Here is a 19,477-nt window from a genome sequence, read left to right on the forward strand (position 1 = left end):
ACTACTCGACAGCGGAAGGGGTCGCAGTTGGTTCCGCCGGCCGAGTAGCGTCGACCGAGCGTAGCGAGGACGCCGCGTATCGAGGTCAGAACAGCGTGTTCGGCCGCACGTAGTTCGCCAGATCGACGAGCATGAACCGATGCTCGCGGTTGTTGCGGGTCTGACGTGCGAGCTGGCGCAGGGATCTCTCGGTGCCGGTGCGGATTCCGTACTCGGTGAAGGGGAAGCCCAGGAGCGTCGAGGGCTCGGTGTCGGCGTTCTCGGCGTCGGGATTGTCGTGAATCCAGCCGAGGGCGGTGCCGAGCACGATTAGCAGCATCCGTGACTTGCGTGGTTCGGAGTCCGGGATCTGCTCGAGTCGTCGTGCGGCCTCGACGATCTGCTCCCGGGTGACCTCCGAGGTGGGACGACCGTGCACCAGGGCGATGATCGCGGTCGCCCGGGCTGTGTTGAAATGCCTACTGGTGGCGGGAACTTCGTCGAGGGGACGGATCGCGCCGTCGTAGTCGCCGGCCGCGACGGCGAGGCGGGCCAGGCCGAAGGCGGCGGTGACGATGCTGTGGTCGGTCAGCCACAGATCGTGGTAGTGATGTTGCGCGACGTCGTAGAGCCGGGAGATCTTGTCGGACGACTTCGACGACCCGTTCTCGTCGGCGAGCCACCGGCCGATCAGTTCGGCGGTTCCGGCCACCGCGAGCTTCGGTGCCACCTCGCCGGGCATTGCCCCCAATACCTCGTCGAACCGTTCGTAGGCCAGTTCGGGTTCGTCGTTCATCAGCGCGCAGATGCCCATGTACCACTCCACCCGCCACGAATCGCCGTGGTGCTCACGGACATCGCGGAGCAGCGCGAGAGCGGTGTCGACGTCGTCGAGCTGTAGGTGGGCGCGGGCCTCGGCCAGGTCGATCTCCAGCGAGGGGTGGGCGTTCTTGACCGGACGGCCACCGAACATCGACGCGAACCCTTCTGCGCGTGCGGTGTTGATCGAGTCGAGCGTCTGCCGCGGATCCGACAGGGCCGCCGAGGTCAACAGGCTCGCGGCGGGATCCAGCGGGTTCACCAGGGGCACGGGGAGCGCGGTGGCGATGTCGACCGGATCGTAGAAGGCGGCCTGGTCGGGGTCGAAGAAGCCGTCGACCGGGGCGAGCATGAGATCGGTGCCGAACGTCGAGCGCTGCGGGGTGAAGACCGTGGACAGGGAGGGCCGGGGCACACCGGTGTGTACCGCGACCGTCTCGCGGAGCACGTTGAGCACCTGGGTGCTCATCTCCTCCGCGGAGGAGAACCGGTCGGCCGGGTCGGGCGCGGTGGCACGTTGCAGCAGAAGGTAGAACGACGGATTGTCGCGGAAGACGGCGGACTCGGTAGGGGAGGGGAGTCCGTCGACGTACCGGCCGTTGCGCATCTCCATCGGCACGGTCAGCACCGCGAGGGTGCGTCCGACGCTGTAGATGTCGGTGGCGACCTGGGGTCCGGTCTTGACGATCTCCGGCGCCTGGAAACCCGGTGTGCCGTACAGATGTCCGTAGCCGTTGATCGGCGAGACGGCGCCGAGGTCGATGAGCTTGACCTCGTCGCTCCCGACCATGATGTTCTCGGGTTTGACGTCGTTGTAGACCAGACCCACCGAATGCAGGTAGCCGACGGCGAGCAACACCTCGAGGATGTAGGCGAGACCCTGTTCGACGGACAGCAACCCCTTCTCGTGGTCACCCGAGGTGATCTGCTTGAGCGTCTGACCGCCGATGTACTCCATGACGATGTAGCCGAAGCGCTCACCGTCGTCGGCGACGTGCTCGACGAAGTTGTAGATCTTGACGATGCCGGGATGGTTCACCGACGCCAGGAACTGACGCTCGGCCACCGCGACGCGCTGTGCCTCCGAATCCGACGAGTTCAGAAGGCCTTTGAGAACGACGGGCCGGTCGCTCACGTTGCGATCGATGGCCAGGTAGATCCATCCGAGTCCGCCGTGGGCGATCGCGCCGGCGATCTCGTACTGATCGGCGACCAGCGTCCCCTGGGCGAGACCGGGCACGAACGAGTACCGCGCACCACAGTTGGCGCAGTCACCGGTGGGTGGACCTTCCCCTTCACCCTCGAGTCGGCCGACGGGTTTGCCGCAGCGCCAGCAGAATCGCTTGCCCTCGACGATCACCGGATCGTCGATGACCGCGTCCTCGGGTTCGATGTCGGTGATCTTCGGCATCTCGACCAGTCCGCTGCCGAGTCGACGTTCGTGGACCGGGGGGCGTCGGCGCGGGATGAGTCGCCGTCCGAGTGGTCCGGAATCCGGCTCCGTGCTCGGCGTCGCCCGCGTGCGGACCACCCGATCGGTCCGGCCGTCGAATCGGTCCGGTGGCGCGATGCCGACCGTGAAGGCGGGTGTGGCCGCCTGTGTTCCGATCTCGGTGTCGGATACGGCGCCGGGGTCGGGCACGGCGCGGGGCTCCGTGGTGTCGTCGGTCTCGGCCATCAGGGCGCCGAGATCGGCCTTCTGCGTACCGACCTCGACCACCTGATCGGTGGTGCCCTCGTCCGTGGTGCTCTCGTCCGTGGTGCCGCCACCGGCGGTGCTCCCGTCGGTGATGTGCCCGTCGCGGGTGTGCCGGTCGGTGACCGGGTCGTCGTCACCCATCAGGTCGGCGACGGAGACGCGCTGGGTACCGATCTCCTCCGGGGTGTCGGGAGCGGGCCGGTCCCGGTCGTCGGGACCGTGACGGTCTGTGTGTGATGGTTCGCCGGCGAAGTCCATGCGCGATCAATCCCGGTAGTACGGCTGCGGTGCGCCGAATCCACTGTCGAGGATGGTCAGCCAGCGGTCGCGGATCTCCTGCCAGCGGCCGGTCGCGCGGGCACGTTCGAGCACCCCGTTGACGAAGCGGATCATGTCGTCCTCGCCCTTGGGGATGCCCACGCCGTAGAACTCCTCCCCGAGGCTCGGACCGACGACCCGGACCCATGGGTCCTGTGCGGCCAGTCCGGCGAGGATGGCGTCGTCGCTGGTCACCGCGTCGACCTGTCCCTGCTGCATCAGCACCAGGCAGTCGGCCCAGGTGGTGGTGCTGACGATCCGGACCCGCGGCTGGATGGACTGCATCCGGCCGATCGAGGTGGTGCCGCGGGCTGCGCAGACCCGCTTGTCGGCGAGCTGGGCCGGTCCGGCGATGTTCGAGTTGCGGAACGACAGGATGCGTTGGGACGCCACGTAATACGGGGCGGAAAAGCTGATGTCGCGCAGCCGGTCGCAGGTGATGCTCATCGTCTTGATGACGACGTCGACGGTTTTGTCGCGCAACGCGTCGATCCGCTGTGCGGAGCTGAGCACCTGGAACTCGACGCGCCGCGGGTCACCGAAGATCGCACCCGCGATCTCGTGGGCGATGTCCACGTCGAAGCCCTGGATGTCGCCCGAGATGGGATCGCGGAAGCTGAACAGGTTGGAGCCGATGTCGAGTCCGACGATGAGCCGGCCGCGTTCGAAGATCCCGGCCATCGTCGAATTCGGCGGCATGCGGCCGGGCGCGGGCATCTGTGCGGGCGGGCGCAGGGTGAGCGTCGCGTTGCACGCCTCCGAACTCGGCGGCGGTTCGATGGGCACGTCGGTCTGGACGCCGGGCAGCACCAGCGGGCCGACGGTCGCGGTCGGGGGCGGTGACTCGGCGGCGGGGAACCGGACACAACCGGTCGCGACGAATGCCACGAGCAGCAGGACGGCCGCGGCCACCGGACGGCGCAGGCGGGCGGGGCCGGAGTGGGAGAACCGGCGGCGGGCGAGTCGGCGAGGGATCATCGGTACTCCCGTATTCGGGGGACGAGTCCGCCGACGATCGCGATGGCGGCGAGGACCGAGAGCAGCAGTATCCCGGTCCCGGTGAAGCCGAGTACTCGCTGGGCGGTGTTGATGTCGTCGCGGAACGACGTCCGCGCGGTGGTGATCGCGTCGACGAGGGCGGCGTCGACGGCGGTGTACGCGCGGGCCGAACTGTTCAGCCCGTCCCCGACCGTGAGTTGCCGGGCGCGGTCGAAGTTGCCGGTCTGGATGTACCGCCGGACGCCGGCATCGGTGCGCTTCCACTCCGCCAGCGCCGAGCTCACCGAGTCGAGCTGCTCCGCCGACACCGAACCGGTCTCCTCGGATGTGCGGACGTCGTCGACGATGCCGTCGATCCTGGCAGTCGTCGCGGCGAAGGTCCGTTCCAGTCCGCCCTGGTCGCCGCGGCGGATGAGGGCCAGCGTCTCGGCCGATCTGGCCTGCTGGGTCAGGATGCGGGCGGCCGTGAGTTCGCGAAGCGGGTCCGCGCCGTCGGTTCGGGCGTTGCTGGTCGCGGCGACCGACATCAGGCCCGACGCCAGCAGCCACACCGTCCCCAGGGTGAGCGCGCCGATCGCGGCGACCAGTCCGAGGTTGAAGCGACGGCGGGTCCTGCGCGCCAGGTAGCGGGACGTCAGCACCATCGCCGTGAGCAGCAGCAACAGCGGGACGTAGACCGTCCACGGCGGGCGGGTCAGCGAATGCTGCGGGTCGGCGATCGCCATCGACCGCCGCTCGTAGAGGCGCTGGGCGGCCGGCAGGATCTTGTCCTGCATCAGCGACGACGCCTGGCCCAGGTAGGCCGATCCGACGGGATTGCCCAGCCGGTTGTTGGTGCGGGCGGTCTCGATGAGTCCGCTGTAGACCGGGATCGACGTCGAGAGGGTGTCGAGGTCCGACGACAGGGCACGCTCGGTCGCGTTCTGGGCCATCCCGGGCCCCGGCTCGCTAGAGGTGCCGGTCGCGAGGATCAACGACGACCCGGCCGTCGCCAGGGCGTCTGAGTAGCGTTGCCGCAGATCAGGAGTTTCCAGACCGCCCGAGATGAATGCCGCGTTCGCGGACGCGTCGGCGATCGACAGAGAGCTGTACAGGACCTGAGCGGCCTCGGCGAGCGGTTCGGTGCGATCGATCAGGCGCTGCAGGGTCTGGGTGCGGTCTTCGAGCACGGTCGAGGCGTACAGACCGGTGGACAGGCAGCCGAGGAACAGGATGGCGCAGATGATGATCAGCTTGCCCGGTGTGGTGCCCGAATAGTGCCGGAGCGTCTGGAACGGTGACTGCGCACGTTCGCGGGCGGTCGCGACGAGCTCACGACGATCGGCGAGGACCTGGCGGATCGGCGGCGATGACTGGGCGGGACGGAACGTGCGACCGCCACGGGTGAGTGCCGTCCGCACGGAGGACGCATCGCCGGTCACCTAGCTGATCCCCTTCTCGAACGCTGGATCGTCTCCGGTGTGGCCGCTCGGTCGCCGGCCCCCGTTCCGGCTCCCGCGACCTGTCTGAAGAAATGACTCAACGGGGTCATCGCTCACCGGGTCGTGCGTGTTTCAGCCTATGCCATCTTCGGTGGGTTCCTCCGTTCAACGCGGTCGCCACCCCGGAGGCCTCGGGGTTGCGGGGTGGAGTTCTTCGCCGCGTGGACCCGCTCGCCCCGGCACGCGGATCGGTTTCACCGCGGTACGCGGATTCGTTTCACTGATCCAACGGATGGATCGCCATCGCCCTGGCAGGTCGGGCGTGTCTCACTTACGGTGGAGGAACCCCGGCGATCCCCTCGTCGGGTCTGCAAGGAGGCGTGGTGCGCGGAGACGGCGACGGCTGGGTGATCGATCCCGACGGTTCACGGTATTGGGGTGTTCACGGCGCAGCAGGTCTGCTGCTCCGGGCGCCGTTGGCCGACGGCGTGACGGGCGTTCTGCTCCAGCATCGCGCCGCGTGGTCCCATCAGGGTGGTACCTGGGCGCTGCCCGGCGGCGCCCGGGACTCGCACGAGGGCGCCATCGACACCGCGATTCGGGAAGCCGAGGAAGAAGCCGGCATCAACGGCGAGGACCTTCGGGTCGTCGCCGCCGTCATCACCCACGAATCACCCGGCGGCTGGACCTACACGACGGTCATCGCCGAGACAGACGAGCCGGTGCGCACGGTCGCCAACTTCGAGTCGACGGAACTGCGCTGGGTGGAGGAGAGGCACGTCGATCAGCTCCCGCTGCACCCGGCGTTCGGTCTGGCCTGGCCCACGCTGCGCGAACGGATCGCGGCGCTCGATCCGCAGGGATAGCGGTTCGGCCCGTCGAACTTCACGAAGCCGAACTTCACAGCGTCGGGCCTCACGACGTCGGGCTTCACGCCGCCGCGGGTCCGAGCAGCCGGTTCGCGCCGGAGATCAGTGCCGCGATGTTCGCCTCGTCCCCGGTGCTGCCCTCGCCGAAGGCCCACACCTGCCTGCCGTTGTTCTCACACAGCAGGAAGGTGGCGATCGAACCGTCGAGTTCGCGCTGGTGCAGCCGCAGGATCTGAACCGGCGCGCCGAGGTCGTAGAGGATCGAGGTCATCGCGCCGAGCGGTCCGGCGGCGACGGCGCTGCACGACATGATGCGATCGGCGATCGCGATGGTCGCGCGGCATTCGACGAGGTCCTGACGGGCCGGTGCGACCGACCACGATCCGAGCCGGATGGTGCCGCCGCTCGAATATTCGTCGGTGAATCGTTGCCAGCTCATCCCGATGACCTCCTCGCGCATACCCGCGGGCAGCGGACGGCCGAAGTGTTCGGTGATGGGGTCGGCCGACGGCGCGGTCGCGTGTCCGTGTCGTGAGAAGGATGGGTGAGGCAGATGAAGAGGATGCATCTCGAAAGCCGATTTCGGTCGAAGAACAGGTGACCGACAAGAGCGCGCAACCGACCCGCAGCGGGGGGTCGGTCAGAATCAGACCCCGCTGCGGCGGGTTACGAGCGCGCGCTTGATGCACATCATGATCGGTCCAGCCTAGACCTCTGTGGCGAGTGCGGCAAATGGATTCCACCGCTGAGATCTGCCCCGGTAATCCGCCCCTGAAATCGACCCCTGGAACACGCCCTCCAGAGCGTGACCGGTGACGATATGCACGTGGAGCCGCCCCGGAGGGCGCTTTACCGGAGCGGATTTCCGGACCCGGGCGCTACAGCCGTGCGAGGAGTTCCGCGGCCGCCGCAGCAGGGTCGGCGGCGGCCGTGATCGCCCGGACCACGACGATGCGGCGCGCTCCGGCGGCGGCCACCTCCGGCACCCGCGGGGCATCGATGCCGCCGATCGCGAACCACGGCTTGTCCGGAGTCCCGGGTTCGGACATCGCCGCGGCGGTCGTCGACACCAGATCGAGCCCGGCGGCGGTCCGACCCGGTTTGGTGGGGGTGGTCCAGCACGGGCCGACGCAGAAGTAGTCGACGTCGGGGTCGGCGGCCGCTGCTGCAGCTTGCCCGGGGTCGTGGGTGGATGCACCGACGATCGTGTCGGGGCCGACGATCCGGCGCGCGACCCGTGGCGGCAGGTCACCCTGTCCGACATGGAGGACGTCGGCGCCCGACAGTGCGGCGATGTCCGCGCGGTCGTTGACCGCGAGCAATGCGCCGTGGGCGTCGACGACGTCCCGCATCGCGGCGAGGATCTCGAGCTCCTCGCGGGCTTCGAGAGTGCCGAACTTCTTCTCCCCGGGTGACCCCTTGTCGCGAAGCTGCACGATGTCGACGCCGCCGGCGAGGGCGGCGTTCACGACCTCGAGCAGGTCGCCGCGTTCACGCCGCGCGTCGGTGCACAGGTAGAGCCGGGCGGAGTCCAGGCGGCGGCGCAGTTCGCGAGCACGCGATTCGGGGGCAGTCGTCACGGCGACCAGGCTAGCCGCGCCGGTGCGGGCCGGGCGTAGGGTGGACCGCGAGAACACACGGGAGCCCGGACCGGCCGGGCTGAGAGTGCGGACCCTCCGCTGACCGTCGAACCTGATCCGGGTCATTCCGGCGAAGGAAGGTGATCTGGCGTGAGCCATGTTGTCGAGGAACAACCCCACCCGGAGCAGCCCGAGCGTGCGCTGACCGTCGTCGGCGGTGGCGTGATCGGTCTGACCTGTGCGCTCGCTGCCGCCGATGCGGGCTGGCAGGTCCGCGTCGTCGACGCCGGGCACGAGGAGCGGGCGTCGTGGGTGGCGGGCGGCATGCTCGGTTCGCTCGGCGAGGGGCATCCGGGTGAAGAAGCGGCGCTCGCGATGTCGGTGCAGTCGGTGCGGCGCTGGCCGACGCTGGTGAAGCGGCTCGGCGACCCCGCGATCGTCACGGCCACCGATTCCCTGTTCGTCGCCGCGTCCGCCGCCGACGCCGAGTACCTGCAGCATCTCGCGGACTTCGTCTGGGCCGAACAACCGCGGACCGACGCCACGCTCAGCACGGTCACGGGTCGCGAGATCCGTTCGCTGGAGCCGTCGTTGAGTTCGCGGCTCGTCGGTGGCTACCGGGCGGTCGGCGAGTGGTCGATCGACAACCGTCGTCTGCTGGCGACTCTGCGCAGCGTAGGGGCCGCCGCGGGGGTGCGGTTCACCGAGGCGCGGGTGGGCAGCCTGGCCGACGTCCACGAACATGCCGGCCCGCGGGACCAGATCCTTGTCGCCGCCGGACTCGGCACGGTGGAACTGCTTCCCGACGTGCCGCTCCACGCGGCGAAAGGGGAGATCCTGAGACTGCGTCGGACGCGGTGGTCGGTGCCGCCGCCCGGGCATGTGGTCCGTGCCCGGCTCCACGGCCGAGCGGTGTACCTGGTGCCGCGCGAGGACGGGATCGTGGTCGGCGCAACGCAATACGAGGCCGGGGGCTTCGGTGACCGCACCCCGCAGGCGGGTGGTGTCGCCGATCTGCTCGCCGACGCCATCGAGGTCATGCCGGGTCTGCGCACCTACGACCTGGTGGAGGCGGGTGCCGGACTGAGGCCCTGCACCGCCGACGGGTTACCGATCGTGAAGCGGGTCGACGACCGCACGGTGGTCGTGACCGGGCACGGCCGCAACGGCATCGTCCTCGCGCCGGGCACTGCGGACAACGTGCTGGGAATTCTGGAAGGAGCATGACCGTGACCATCACCGTGAACGGAGAGAACCTCGACGTCGGCGACGACGTGTCGGTGGGGGAAGTCGTCGCCCGCCTCGGCCTGCCGGACCGGGGGATCGCGGTGGCCGTCGACGGTGCGGTCGTCCCGCGCGGACAGTGGTCGCAGCACACGATGACCACGGGCGCGGTCGTCGAGATCGTGACAGCGGTGCAGGGTGGCTGAGTCCGAGGTCGTCGACGTCGCCGGCGGTTCCGACGCCGACCCGCTCCGGATCGGCGGGCGCGAGTTCTCTTCTCGTCTGATCACCGGAACCGGTGGCGCGACAAACCTCGCGAGCCTGGAGCGGGCCCTCGTGGCGTCGGGAACCGAACTCACGACCGTGGCGGTGCGTCGCGTCGACGCCGCGTCCGGGACCGGTGTCTTCGACCTGCTGCGCCGTCTCGGCATCGCGGTCCTGCCCAACACCGCCGGCTGCCACACCACCGCCGAAGCGGTGCTCACCGCGCAGCTGGCCCGGGAGGCGTTCGAGACGAACTGGGTGAAACTCGAGGTGGTGGCCGACGAGCGCACCCTGATGCCGGATGCCGTCGAACTCGTCGACGCCGCGGCCTCGTTGGTGGCCGACGGCTTCGTGGTGCTCGCCTACACCAACGACGACCCGGTTCTCGCCGCGCGACTCGCCGACCTCGGTGTCGCCGCGGTGATGCCGCTCGGTTCGCCGATCGGCACCGGACTGGGAATCCTCAACCCGCACAACATCGAGATGATCGTCGACCACTGTGCGACCGCCTCCGACGACCCGCTCCCGGTCATCCTCGACGCGGGTATCGGCACCGCCAGCGATGCGGCCCTCGCCATGGAACTCGGTTGCGACGGGGTGCTTCTCGCGACCGCGGTCACACGTGCGGAGAATCCCGAGCGGATGGCCTCGGCGATGCGGCATGCGGTGATCGCGGGCCGCCTCGCGGCGCGGGCGGGGCGGATTCCGAAGAGGTTCTGGGCGCAGGCGTCGTCACCGATGCCTGATCACGCGTGACCCGAATCGAGTTCTCGGCGAGAGGAGCCATCCCGCTCGAAGAGCGGGCGGCTATGGTCGTGTCGTGTTGCGGGTAACGAATCTGACCAAGGACTTCGGGAGTCAGCGCGCGGTCGACGATCTCACGTTCGAGGTGAACCCGGGACGGGTCACCGGCTTTCTGGGGCCCAACGGCGCGGGTAAGTCGACGACGATGCGCATGATGCTGGGTCTCGACCGCCCCACTTCGGGGACCGCGACCATCAACGGCGTGCAGTACCGCGACCTCGACCATCCGCTCCGTCAGGTCGGTGCGTTGCTCGACGCACACTGGGTTCACCCCAACCGCACCGCGCGGTCACATCTGCGGTGGCTCGCGGCGAGCAACCGGATTCCGGTGTCCCGGGTGGACGAGGTGCTCGAGACGGTCGGACTGACGTCGGTGGCCCGCAAACGGGCCGGCGGATTCTCACTCGGCATGTCGCAGCGGCTCGGCCTGGCCGGTGCGCTCCTGGGCGACCCGCACACCCTGCTGTTCGACGAACCGGTCAACGGGCTCGATCCCGAGGGCATCGTCTGGATACGCGGGTTCATGCGGCAGTTGGCCGCCGAAGGACGCACCGTACTCGTCTCCAGCCATCTGCTGACCGAGATGTCGCTCACCGCAGACCATCTCGTGGTCATCGGGCGTGGGCGACTGATCGCCGACTGTTCGGTCGGCGAGTTCACCGGAAGGGCACGGCAGTCGGTGCGGGTGCGCGGACCCGAACTCGAGAAGTTGCACACCGCCTTGGTGGAGGCCGGACTCGCGCCGGCACCAGGCGCGCCCGACGCCCAGGGGCGGCCGGTGATGCGGGTGCCCGACACGACGACCGACCGGGTCGGTGACATCGCGGCCGCGACCGGTGTGACGCTGCACGAACTCGCCGCCGAGTCGGCCTCGCTGGAGGAGGTGTTCATGTCGATGACCGCACACGCCGTCGACTATCACGGGGGCGACGGTTTCCTGCCCGTCGAATCCGGTTCTCCCACTTCGGAAGGGGGTCGGCGATGATCGGCCCGGCGCTTGCGGCGATCGACGCCGAACGCATCAAACTGACGAGCACCCGGTCCCCGTACTGGTGCCTGGCGATGGTGGTCGTGTTCGGCATCGGCGTTGCGGTGCTGCTCGGTTGGCTGCTGTCCGGTGGTTATGCCGACCCCGCGTCGGTCGACACCCGGACCATCGACTATCTGGTCGGCGTGAACCAGTTCGGCGTGGCGATCTTCGCGATCATGGCCGTCCTCGGTGTCACCACCGAATACCGGTTCGGCACCATCCGAACGACTTTCGCCGCGACCCCCCGACGGCCGCTGGTGATTCTCGCGAAGACCGTCGTGTTCGGCGGTCTCACCTTCGTGGTGGCAGCGGTCGTGGGTCTCCTCGGGGTGGTCCTGGGGCAGGCGCTCACCGGCAACGGCATCGCGCTCGGTGGGCCGGACACCGTACGACAGCTCTGGGGCACGCCGGTGTTCGCGATGCTGTGTGCGCTGATCGGGCTCGCGGTGGGTGCGCTGGTGCGGCATTCCGCCGGCGCGGTGGCCATCGTGTTGGGCTGGATGTTCGCGTTCGAACGCATCCTCTCGGTGCTCCCGCGCATCGGTGAGAACATCACGCCGTTCCTGCCCTTCCTCAACGGGTGGAACTTCCTGTCCGGTGGGAACGACACCTTTCACTGGAATGCCCTTGGCTCGCTGGTGTACTTCGCCGCGTTCACCGTGATCCTCTTGTTGATCGCGATCATCGTGACCGATGCCCGGGATGCGTGATTCGCGGACTTGACGGCCCCACCGTCCGCCACCAGCGCGGCGGGAACATGGCATTGCGTGTCCTGCTGACATATCCATGACGATTCGTCAGAGCACGCGGAGCTCCGGTGCGGACTAAAATCCCCTGTCATGTCCACCACGTGGCCGCTGGTCGAGCGAGAGCGCGAATTCCGCACGATCCTCGCTGCGCTCAGTGGGAAGACGAGCGGATGCGGAGTCGTGCTCACCGGCGATTCGGGGGTGGGCAAGACCACCCTCGCCCGGCATGTCACCGCCGAACTGCCGACCGGCGTGCGGTGGGTGGCCGGGACGGAGTCGGCGCGATCGATTCCGCTGGGGGTCTTCGCCCATCTCGTCGGACCGGCGACGTCGAGCGATCCGGTCAGCTATCTGGCGGCAGCCCGGGAGTCGCTGCTCGCCGACGGTGACGTCGTCATCGGTGTCGACGATGCGCACCTGCTCGACGAGTTGTCCGCGACCTTGCTGCACCAGCTCGCGATCGATCGGGCGGTGCACATCGTGGCGACCGTCCGTAGCGGTGAAGCGGTGCCCGATGCCGTGACGTCGCTGTGGAAGGACAACCACCTCACCCGTATCACGTTGTCGCCGTTCACCAAAGAGCAGAGTGTCGAGCTGATCGAATCGGTCCTCGGCGGGCAGCTGGAGGAACATTCGGCCACCCAGATGTGGGAGGCGTCCGGTGGGAACGCACTGTTCCTGAGGCATCTCGTGGACGGTGCCCGGGAGGCGAACACGCTGCGACAGGTCAACGGGGTCTGGCAGTTGCGCGGGCGCGCCGCGATCACCTCCGAACTCGCATCGTTGCTCGAGGGACGCATCGAACAACTGGACGCCTCGGTTCTCAACGCGCTCAAGTACCTGAGCCTGTGCGAACCGCTCGACATCGACGTGCTGGCCGAACTCGCCGGCGAGGAGGCGGTCGAGGAGGCCGAGATCGCCGGACTCGTCCGCATCACGCGGGACGGTCGCCGGCTGGATGTGGCCTTCCACCATCCGTTGTTCGGTGAGGTGATCCGCCGCCGGCTCGGCCTGGTGTCGTCACGGCGTCTGCGCGGCAACCTCGTCGAGGCGCTGAGGTCGCGTCCCACCAACACCCCTGCCGAGCGGATCAGGCTCGCCGACCTCGCCATCGAGAGCGACGTCGACATCGACCTGTCGCTCGTCCGGACCGCGGCGAGTGATGCCCTGAAACTCGCGCAGACCTCGCTCGGCGAACGGTTCGCGCGGGCGGCCCTGGACGAGGGTGCCGGGGTCGACGTCGCCGAACTGCTTGCCCGCGCCCGGATGTGGCAGGGCCATCCCGACGAGGCCGAGGAAATCCTGTCGGGGTTCTCGCCGGGCGATCTGGACGAGGGAGAACTCCTGCTGTGGGGGAACCTGAGAATCGGCAACGCCTTCTGGGCGCTGGGCGACGCCGACCGCGCCGACGAGATCCTGCAGATGCTGCGGACGCGGGACATGCGGCCGGCGCTCGTCCCGATCGTCACCGGTATCGCCTCGGCATGCGCGCTGTTCGAGAACCGCATCGGTGAGGCGATCTCGCTCTCGGACAGCGTCTTCGCCGAGAAGCGGAAGCTGCCCTGGGCGATCGAATGGGCGGTGTTCGGCGGCAGTCTCGCCAGGGCGGTCGCGGGCCGCGGGAACGAGGTGGAGGCCCTCGCCGCGCACTCGCGGGAGGTGGAGGTCGATGGTCTGCTCCGATTCCCTACTGGCTTCGGCGAGATCCTCGCCCTCACGCTGACCGGTCGGCTCGACGACGCGGATGCGGCGGCCGGGCGGTTCATGACGGCCGCGCAGACCGCGCAGTACCTGGGCTGGGCGATGTCGGAGATCCTCGTTGCCGCCGTGGAGCTCTCGCGCGGTGCATGTGTCTCCGTGACCCGGCGGATGGAGCAGACGCTCGCGATCCTGGACAGCGGAGAGTTCTCCGAGTCGTGGAACTTCCCGGCTCACATCTTCCTGATCCAGGCGCTGAGCGCGCTCGGTCAGGCCGACCGTGCCGCCGAGGTCCTGGAGAAGGCCCGGGCGCGGTACGGCAAGCACGTCGCGATCTTCGGTCCGATGCTCGACATCGCCGAGGCCTGGCAGTCGGCGGCCGCCGGAACCATCTCGCGAGCCGTCGCGCTGGTTCACCGGACAGCGGAAGAAGCAAGGGAGTCGGGACAATTCGCCGTCGAGGCGGAGGCGCTGCACTCCGCGGCCCGGTTCGGCGATGCCGGCGTCGCCGAGCGTCTCACCGCGCTCGCGGGACTGGTCGACGGTCCGCTGGCGCCGCTCTACGCCCGGCATGCAACCGCTCTCGCCGCCGGCGACGCGGTCGAACTCGACTTGTGCTCAGCCGATCTGGAGGCACTGGGCGTGCGGCTGTCGGCAGCCGACGCGGCCGCGCAGGCGAGTGTTCTGCACGACGCGGCGGGCGCCCGGTCGGCGACCGTGGCCTCGGCGGCGTCGGCCAATCGACTCGCCTCGGAGTGCGGCGGACTGCGCACCCCCGCACTGATCGCCGCGGCACAACCGCTCCCGCTGACCTCGCGTGAACGCGAGATCGCGAATCTCGTTGCGGCAGGACTGTCCAACAAGGAGATCGCGCAACGGCTCACGGTCTCGGTACGCACCGTCGAGGGCCACCTCTACCGTGCGTCCACCAAACTGGACGTCACCGATCGTGAGGGCATCGCCAGGTTGTTGCTCAAGGCCGGTGATCGCGATCCAGACATGCGATCACCTCATCGTCGTCGACCTGACTGAAGTCCTCGTAGGAGAGTCCGACCGCCTCGAACGGTTCGGGCATGGTCAGCACGACGACCTCGTCGACCCCGCGGTCGATGAGCCGGCCGACCGAATCCGACGGTGCCGTGGGCACGGCCACGATCAGCCGCGACGCGCCGGCCGCGTCCAGCGCGTCGATGGCCACCGCCATCGTGGAGCCGGTGGCGAGGCCGTCGTCGACCAGCACCACGACCCGATCTTCGACCTCGACCGGTGGCCGGCCTTGGCGGTAGAGCGCTTCGCGGTCGTGCAGGATGCGGCGTTCCCGGTCGGCGACCGCGTCGAACTGGGCGCTCGACACCCCGAGTCGCCGGGGCATGTCGTCGTTGACCACCAGATGGCCCGCGGTGAGGGCCCCCATCGCGAACTCCGCATGCCCCGGTGCCCCGATCTTGCGTACCACCAGGGCGTCGAGATCGCCGTCGACCGCATCGGCGACCTCGCGGGCCACCGGCACACCGCCGCGGGCCAGTCCGATCACCACCGGCCTCGCCGTGCGGGTGTCGGGGCGTGCCCGCAGTACCTCGGCGACCCGCTCACCCAGGGCTCGTCCCGCCGCCACCCGGTCGGAGAAGACACGCTCAGACATGTCACGTCCTCAGATTCGTACGGCCGGGCCGACCTCGAGCGCGAAGCTCGGCAGGTCGGCCAGTCCGATGGTGGCCTCGTAGGTGCGGTCGTAGCCGGTGGCGCTGATGCGCCAGCCGTCCTCGGTCCGGCGGTAGGTGTCGTCGTAGAAGGCGGCGCCGATCAGCATGAACGAGAAGTCCACGACGATCACCCGGTCTTGCAGATACCAGCGGCCGCGGGCGGTGTCGCCGGAGATCTCGATCTCCGGGTGGGCCACGCGGTGCTCGGTGATGACCGACGGCCCGACGTTGGCCTCCATGTATCCGACGAGTTCGTCCCGGGTGCCGAAGGACAGCGTCCCGCCGTAGTTGCCGGTCACGTCCGCGGTGAGCGTCGAGGCGAACGTGGTCCAGTCCTTGGTGTCGAGTGCCCGCAGGTACCGGTACTTGAGGCTCTCGATCTCGCGCACATCCTCGGCGTGGCCACTCATCTGCGCCTCGTTCCGGGCAGGACCCCGGCGCCGATCACGGCCTTGACGATCGGACGGGTCCGCTCGAGCAACTCGGCGGTGCCGGCCCACCGGGATTCACCCGCGGCGTCGGTGGTCGCCTCGATGTCGTCGTACACCGCGGCGCCCTGTGCCGTGAGGCGATGACCGTCGTCGACGCGTTCGGCGAGGCCTGCTTCGACGAGCCGGTCGACGCTGTCCTCCCAGTCCTGTTCGGAGTAGCCGCGGGTGAGCATCACGACGCGTTTGCCCATGACCCGGCGTTTCACCTCCGGATCGGGCAGCTGGGCCTCATGGAAGACCGCCGCGTCGAATCCGTTGAGTCCGTGGAGGACGAGGGCCGCGATGTGGTTGTCGCCTCGCCACTCCCGCAGGATCGCGGTCGCCTGCCACAGCCGCAGGCGCGGCGTGTCCGGGATCGGTGCCGAAGCCCACGCGGCCGTCAGGGGACGACCGCCGAGCGGCAGGCCGGCGGCGAGTTCGGTGTACTCGGAGGCGAGTTCGTCGAGCAGGGCGTCGTCGGCGGAATCGCCCAGGATCTCTCGCAGGGAATCGTCGAGCATCGCGTGGCGACGTTCGTGGACGCGGTCGAGACCGGCGTCGATCGCGGCGTTCCACGACTTGGCGATCAGTTCGGGGTTGAAGTTGTAGAAGGCGGCGGAGACAACCGGGGCGGCGCAGGGACCGAGGGGAGCTCCGCGGGCGCCGACGTAGAACGCGTGGCCGTCGAGACCGGTGTCCTCTTGTGCCCGGCCGAGTCCCGGGTTGAAGTAGGCGAGGACGTGGAAGGGTTCGAGGGTCTCGTAGGCGAGGCGGGCGAGCGACTCCGTCGCGGTGGGCGTCATCACCCCACCATCTCCACCGGTGGAACGGGTGTCAACCATCTGGTGGGGAGACACGTCCCGATCAGTTGTGCTGCGAGTCCCGTCTGCCGGCGGACCGGTCGTCGGACACGGGGTTACCCGGGTGCGGCTCGACGGCCTCGGCGAGCGGGTCGGGCTCGAACGGTTCCCGTCGAAAGTCCTCTTCGAAAGCCTCTGCTTCGAACTCATCGGCATCGAAGTCGTCGGGAAGCCCGTCGGTTTCGTTCTCCGGCTCCTCGCGGCCGCGGCGCCAGCCGCCCTTCATCGGCGGGGCCTCGCCGAGGTGATCGGGGTCGACCGAGCCGTACCAGGCAACCAGCACGGCGCCGATGACCGCGCCGACGAAGCCGAGGATGGCCAGCCAGCCGAGTCCCGGCTTGGCGGTGTCCTCGAGGAACACCACGCCTACGAGGCTCGGGCCGGCGGTCTCGCCGACCACCAGCACTGCGGTCACACCGTTGACCGCACCCAGTTGCAGGGCCACGGTCTGGACGTAGAAGCCGACCGCGCCCGCCGTGGCGATCGTCCATGCCGCCGGGTCGGTCAGGAGGGCGACGGGATCGAACGGTTCGACGCCGTCGAGGATGCGGACGGCGATGGCGATGATGCCGAACAACAGACCGGCCGCGGCACCGCCGGCGATGGCGGCCGCGGCCGAACCGAGGTTGTAGACGCCGACGAGGGCGAACGCACACAGCGCGAAGGTTGCGAGGAACAGGCCCCAGTGGAAGCCGATCTCTTCACCGCCGCCGGTGTGGTGCGACGACGAGACACCGAGAAGGCACAGCGACATCACGACGAGCCAGATGGCGACCCATTCGCGCGTGTGCAGCGCGATGTTGAGGATGATCGTCCCGAGGAGTGCCGTGACGACGAGGTTCGCGGACACGATGGTCTGCGACAGGAACAGCGGGAGGAACCGCGCGGCGAGCGCTCCACCGGCGAAACCGATGACGACCATCGTGGTGCCGAGGATGAAGGCGGGATCGACGAAGGTGGACAGTGTCGAGGAGATGGTGGGGGCACCGGTCCCGGTGGTGATGCCCTTGCCCTCCTCGGCGGCCGTCGCGGCAACCCGGCGCGCGCCGAGCGCACGGAGAACCGTCGACATCCCGTAGGCGACGGCGGCAAGGCATGCGGCGATGACGCCGACCACGAACAGTTGCATGCCACCTCCAACTCGGTCCGGACGCCCGGTCTCGCCGAACATCCGGTCCGTCGTCCAGCCCGACCGCGTGCCACCACACGTCCGACCGGCCCGAAGAGACCGGTCGAGCGCAAACTAACAGGTCGAACCAACAGATCGGTACCGAATATTCCCGCGGTGTCCGAATTCCATTCAACAGGCACGGGAACCGAGGCGTCGCGCTCGGGCACCCGGTACCCCCTACACTCTGTCGAGTGGACAGCGCCGGACGAGCTCATGTACTGATCACCTTCGGTCGGTCGTTCCTCTCCCTGGAACTCGCACGGCTCATGGCCGCGGGTGGCCATCGGGTGACGACCGTCGATTCGGTGGCCGTCGCGATCAGCAGATTCTCCAACGGGGTGAGCGACTTCCACCGTGTTCCGCCGCCGAAGTTCGAGCCGCTCGCGTACTGTCGTGCGCTCGCGCGGATCGTCGAGGAGAACGACGTCGACATGGTGATCCCGGTCCACGAGGAGACCGACATCATCGCGATGCTCGCGGACTTGTTTCCGCCGCAATGCCGGCTCTTCCTCTCCGATTTCGACATCGAGAACCGGTTGCACCACAAGTACGAATTCCAGGAACTGCTCGTCGAACTCGGAATCCCGACGCGCAAGTTCGCGCGGGTCGCCGGACCCGAGGACGCCGGATCGCTCGATTTCGACAAGCCCTTCGCGCTCAAGCGGTCTTACTCGCGCGGTTCGCAGAAGGTGCACAAGGTGCAGCCCGGGGATCCGCTGACCTGGCTCGAGCACGACGAGCAGAACCCGTGGGTCGCGCAGGAGTGGATCTCGGGCGACAAGTACTGCACCTATTCGGTGTGCCACGAGGGCCGGATCTACGCGCACGCCACCTATCCGGTCGACTACGCCATCGATGGCAGTTCATGTCTGAACTTCCGGTCCGTCGACCATCCGCGCATCCAGGCGTGGGTCGCCGACATCGTCGAGCGAGTCGACTTCACCGGGCAGATCGGCTTCGACTTCATCGAGGAAGGCCCTGACAAGGACCTGTTCTGCATCGAGTGCAATCCGCGCGCGACGAGCGGGATCATGATGTTCTCCCCGGGCGACGGCGTGGACCGCGCCTTCCTCGGCACCTCCGATCCCGACACCGAGATCATCACCCCCGCAACGGATGTCGACAAGATGATCGGTCTCGGCATGATGCTCTACGGCTGGCGTGCCCCCTCCCGGAACGGCAGGTCCTTCCGCCAGTTCATCCGCGACTTCCGCGGGGCATCGGATGTGATCACCCGACCCGGCGACCAGATGCCTGCGGTGATGCTCCCGTTCGCATACGCGGGCATCCTGCGCAGCTGTGCGAAGTACCGGGTCGGACTCGCCGAGGGGTTCATGCACGACCACGAGTGGGACGGTCTGCGCATCAGCCTCTGAGCCCGGTCCTCCTCGAATGTCCCCAAGATGTGGGACGCGATCGAGCACGCCGCGGCGTAGACTCGTGACCCAGCACCACCTGCGGCGATGGGTCACGTGAGCAGGTCTCGGTGTGGGGGAAATGTGCTCGAGGGGGCTCAATCATGAACAAGTCAAAGATCACCCGTCGTCTGACTGTCGGTGCCGCAACGGCGGCCGCGGTGTGCACACTCGGACTCGCCGGAGTGCCGGCGGCTTCGGCTGCACCCGCCCAGTCGCCACCGATACAGCCGCAACAGGCCACCGGCTCGCTGTCGCTCTGCCTGGACATTCCGCTCGGCTCCTTGTCGTTCAGCGTCTGCATCTGACACACGACGATCCCGTCCCCGGGCTGTTCGGTGCCCGGGGCGTGGCAATTCCGTGCCGCTGACGTGCGGAAGCCCTGCTCGGGCAGGGCTTCCGCAC

At 68.6% G+C, this 19,477-nt stretch carries 18 protein-coding genes and 1 riboswitch; of the genes, 9 read left to right on the top strand and 9 right to left on the bottom strand.

What is annotated here, in order from left to right; all coding sequences use genetic code 11:
• Positions 1-85: 85 nt before the first annotated feature.
• From NWF34_RS23440 to NWF34_RS23450, 3 genes are read right to left on the bottom strand one after another with little or no spacing between them, the layout of a single operon-like run.
• On the bottom strand, positions 86-2,755 hold the full coding sequence (locus NWF34_RS23440; protein ID WP_258326214.1) for a serine/threonine-protein kinase: 2,670 nt from the start codon (positions 2,753-2,755) through the stop codon (positions 86-88).
• A 6-nt stretch (positions 2,756-2,761) separates the two neighbouring features.
• Complete coding sequence (locus NWF34_RS23445; RefSeq protein ID WP_258326215.1) at positions 2,762-3,793, bottom strand: glutamate ABC transporter substrate-binding protein; 1,032 nt, start codon at positions 3,791-3,793, stop codon at positions 2,762-2,764.
• Positions 3,790-5,235, bottom strand: a complete 1,446-nt coding sequence (locus NWF34_RS23450) for a hypothetical protein (protein ID WP_258326216.1) — start codon at positions 5,233-5,235, stop codon at positions 3,790-3,792. Before NWF34_RS23450 ends, NWF34_RS23445 begins: the two co-directional genes overlap by 4 nt.
• Positions 5,236-5,618: 383 nt before the next feature.
• On the opposite strand from NWF34_RS23450, the gene NWF34_RS23455 reads away from it, so the two are divergent.
• Positions 5,619-6,101 carry an NUDIX hydrolase gene (locus NWF34_RS23455; protein WP_258326217.1) on the top strand — a complete coding sequence of 161 codons (483 nt, stop codon included), beginning with the start codon at positions 5,619-5,621 and terminating at the stop codon, positions 6,099-6,101.
• Between the two features lie 64 nt (positions 6,102-6,165).
• Here NWF34_RS23455 and NWF34_RS23460 read toward each other — a convergent pair whose 3' ends face one another.
• The gene (locus NWF34_RS23460; RefSeq protein WP_258326229.1) at positions 6,166-6,543 is read right to left on the bottom strand and encodes a hypothetical protein; all 378 of its coding nucleotides are present in this window, start codon (positions 6,541-6,543) and stop codon (positions 6,166-6,168) included.
• Between the two features lie 439 nt (positions 6,544-6,982).
• On the bottom strand, positions 6,983-7,684 hold the full coding sequence (gene thiE / locus NWF34_RS23465) for a thiamine phosphate synthase (protein WP_258326218.1): 702 nt from the start codon (positions 7,682-7,684) through the stop codon (positions 6,983-6,985).
• A gap of 47 nt (positions 7,685-7,731) precedes the next feature.
• Positions 7,732-7,841: riboswitch (TPP riboswitch) on the top strand.
• On the opposite strand from thiE, the gene thiO reads away from it, so the two are divergent.
• The 6 genes from thiO to NWF34_RS23495 all read left to right on the top strand — a co-directional run bounded on the left by thiO (position 7,835) and on the right by NWF34_RS23495 (position 14,485).
• Positions 7,835-8,911, top strand: a complete 1,077-nt coding sequence (thiO, locus tag NWF34_RS23470; protein ID WP_258326219.1) for a glycine oxidase ThiO — start codon at positions 7,835-7,837, stop codon at positions 8,909-8,911. Its footprint overlaps the riboswitch before it by 7 nt.
• A gap of 2 nt (positions 8,912-8,913) precedes the next feature.
• Positions 8,914-9,114, top strand: coding sequence for a sulfur carrier protein ThiS (gene thiS / locus NWF34_RS23475; protein WP_258326220.1), 201 nt, complete (start codon positions 8,914-8,916; stop codon positions 9,112-9,114).
• Positions 9,107-9,928, top strand: coding sequence for a thiazole synthase (locus tag NWF34_RS23480; protein WP_024497405.1), 822 nt, complete (start codon positions 9,107-9,109; stop codon positions 9,926-9,928). The genes thiS and NWF34_RS23480 overlap by 8 nt, the downstream gene beginning before the upstream one ends.
• Before the next feature lie 64 nt (positions 9,929-9,992).
• A complete protein-coding gene (locus tag NWF34_RS23485) occupies positions 9,993-10,961 on the top strand; it encodes an ABC transporter ATP-binding protein (RefSeq protein ID WP_258326221.1) in 969 nt (322 codons plus the stop codon).
• Complete coding sequence (locus NWF34_RS23490; RefSeq protein WP_258326222.1) at positions 10,958-11,716, top strand: ABC transporter permease; 759 nt, start codon at positions 10,958-10,960, stop codon at positions 11,714-11,716. The genes NWF34_RS23485 and NWF34_RS23490 overlap by 4 nt, the downstream gene beginning before the upstream one ends.
• Before the next feature lie 129 nt (positions 11,717-11,845).
• A complete protein-coding gene (locus NWF34_RS23495) occupies positions 11,846-14,485 on the top strand; it encodes a LuxR C-terminal-related transcriptional regulator (RefSeq protein ID WP_258326223.1) in 2,640 nt (879 codons plus the stop codon).
• Here the strand turns inward: NWF34_RS23495 and NWF34_RS23500 are convergent.
• The 4 genes from NWF34_RS23500 to NWF34_RS23515 form a co-directional block, all read right to left on the bottom strand.
• The gene (locus NWF34_RS23500; protein WP_258326224.1) at positions 14,427-15,095 is read right to left on the bottom strand and encodes a phosphoribosyltransferase; all 669 of its coding nucleotides are present in this window, start codon (positions 15,093-15,095) and stop codon (positions 14,427-14,429) included. The genes NWF34_RS23495 and NWF34_RS23500 overlap by 59 nt on opposite strands.
• Before the next feature lie 9 nt (positions 15,096-15,104).
• Positions 15,105-15,566, bottom strand: coding sequence for a nuclear transport factor 2 family protein (locus NWF34_RS23505; RefSeq protein WP_096274757.1), 462 nt, complete (start codon positions 15,564-15,566; stop codon positions 15,105-15,107).
• A complete protein-coding gene (locus tag NWF34_RS23510; protein ID WP_258326225.1) occupies positions 15,563-16,429 on the bottom strand; it encodes a hypothetical protein in 867 nt (288 codons plus the stop codon). The genes NWF34_RS23505 and NWF34_RS23510 overlap by 4 nt, the downstream gene beginning before the upstream one ends.
• A 61-nt stretch (positions 16,430-16,490) precedes the next feature.
• Positions 16,491-17,615 carry a DMT family transporter gene (locus NWF34_RS23515; RefSeq protein WP_258326226.1) on the bottom strand — a complete coding sequence of 375 codons (1,125 nt, stop codon included), beginning with the start codon at positions 17,613-17,615 and terminating at the stop codon, positions 16,491-16,493.
• 233 nt (positions 17,616-17,848) lie between these two features.
• On the opposite strand from NWF34_RS23515, the gene NWF34_RS23520 reads away from it, so the two are divergent.
• Together NWF34_RS23520 and NWF34_RS23525 are read left to right on the top strand one after the other, a co-directional pair.
• Positions 17,849-19,033 carry an ATP-grasp domain-containing protein gene (locus NWF34_RS23520; protein WP_258326227.1) on the top strand — a complete coding sequence of 395 codons (1,185 nt, stop codon included), beginning with the start codon at positions 17,849-17,851 and terminating at the stop codon, positions 19,031-19,033.
• Between the two features lie 143 nt (positions 19,034-19,176).
• Complete coding sequence (locus tag NWF34_RS23525; RefSeq protein ID WP_258326228.1) at positions 19,177-19,380, top strand: hypothetical protein; 204 nt, start codon at positions 19,177-19,179, stop codon at positions 19,378-19,380.
• The last annotated feature ends 97 nt before the right edge of the window (positions 19,381-19,477 follow it).

Source organism: Gordonia sp. GONU, assembly GCF_024733855.1.
GTDB lineage: Bacteria > Actinomycetota > Actinomycetes > Mycobacteriales > Mycobacteriaceae > Gordonia > Gordonia amicalis.

Excerpts from the sequence above, each read along its gene's own strand:
- NWF34_RS23440 (WP_258326214.1), bottom strand. The coding sequence starts at position 2,755 with ATGGACTTCGCCGGCGAACCATCACACACAGACCGTCACGGTCCCGAC.
- NWF34_RS23445 (WP_258326215.1), bottom strand. The coding sequence starts at position 3,793 with ATGATCCCTCGCCGACTCGCCCGCCGCCGGTTCTCCCACTCCGGCCCC.
- NWF34_RS23460 (WP_258326229.1), bottom strand. The coding sequence starts at position 6,543 with ATGAGCTGGCAACGATTCACCGACGAATATTCGAGCGGCGGCACCATC.
- NWF34_RS23490 (WP_258326222.1), top strand. The coding sequence starts at position 10,958 with ATGATCGGCCCGGCGCTTGCGGCGATCGACGCCGAACGCATCAAACTG.
- NWF34_RS23495 (WP_258326223.1), top strand. The coding sequence starts at position 11,846 with ATGTCCACCACGTGGCCGCTGGTCGAGCGAGAGCGCGAATTCCGCACG.
- NWF34_RS23500 (WP_258326224.1), bottom strand. The coding sequence starts at position 15,095 with ATGTCTGAGCGTGTCTTCTCCGACCGGGTGGCGGCGGGACGAGCCCTG.
- NWF34_RS23505 (WP_096274757.1), bottom strand. The coding sequence starts at position 15,566 with ATGAGTGGCCACGCCGAGGATGTGCGCGAGATCGAGAGCCTCAAGTAC.
- NWF34_RS23510 (WP_258326225.1), bottom strand. The coding sequence starts at position 16,429 with ATGACGCCCACCGCGACGGAGTCGCTCGCCCGCCTCGCCTACGAGACC.
- NWF34_RS23515 (WP_258326226.1), bottom strand. The coding sequence starts at position 17,615 with ATGCAACTGTTCGTGGTCGGCGTCATCGCCGCATGCCTTGCCGCCGTC.
- NWF34_RS23525 (WP_258326228.1), top strand. The coding sequence starts at position 19,177 with ATGAACAAGTCAAAGATCACCCGTCGTCTGACTGTCGGTGCCGCAACG.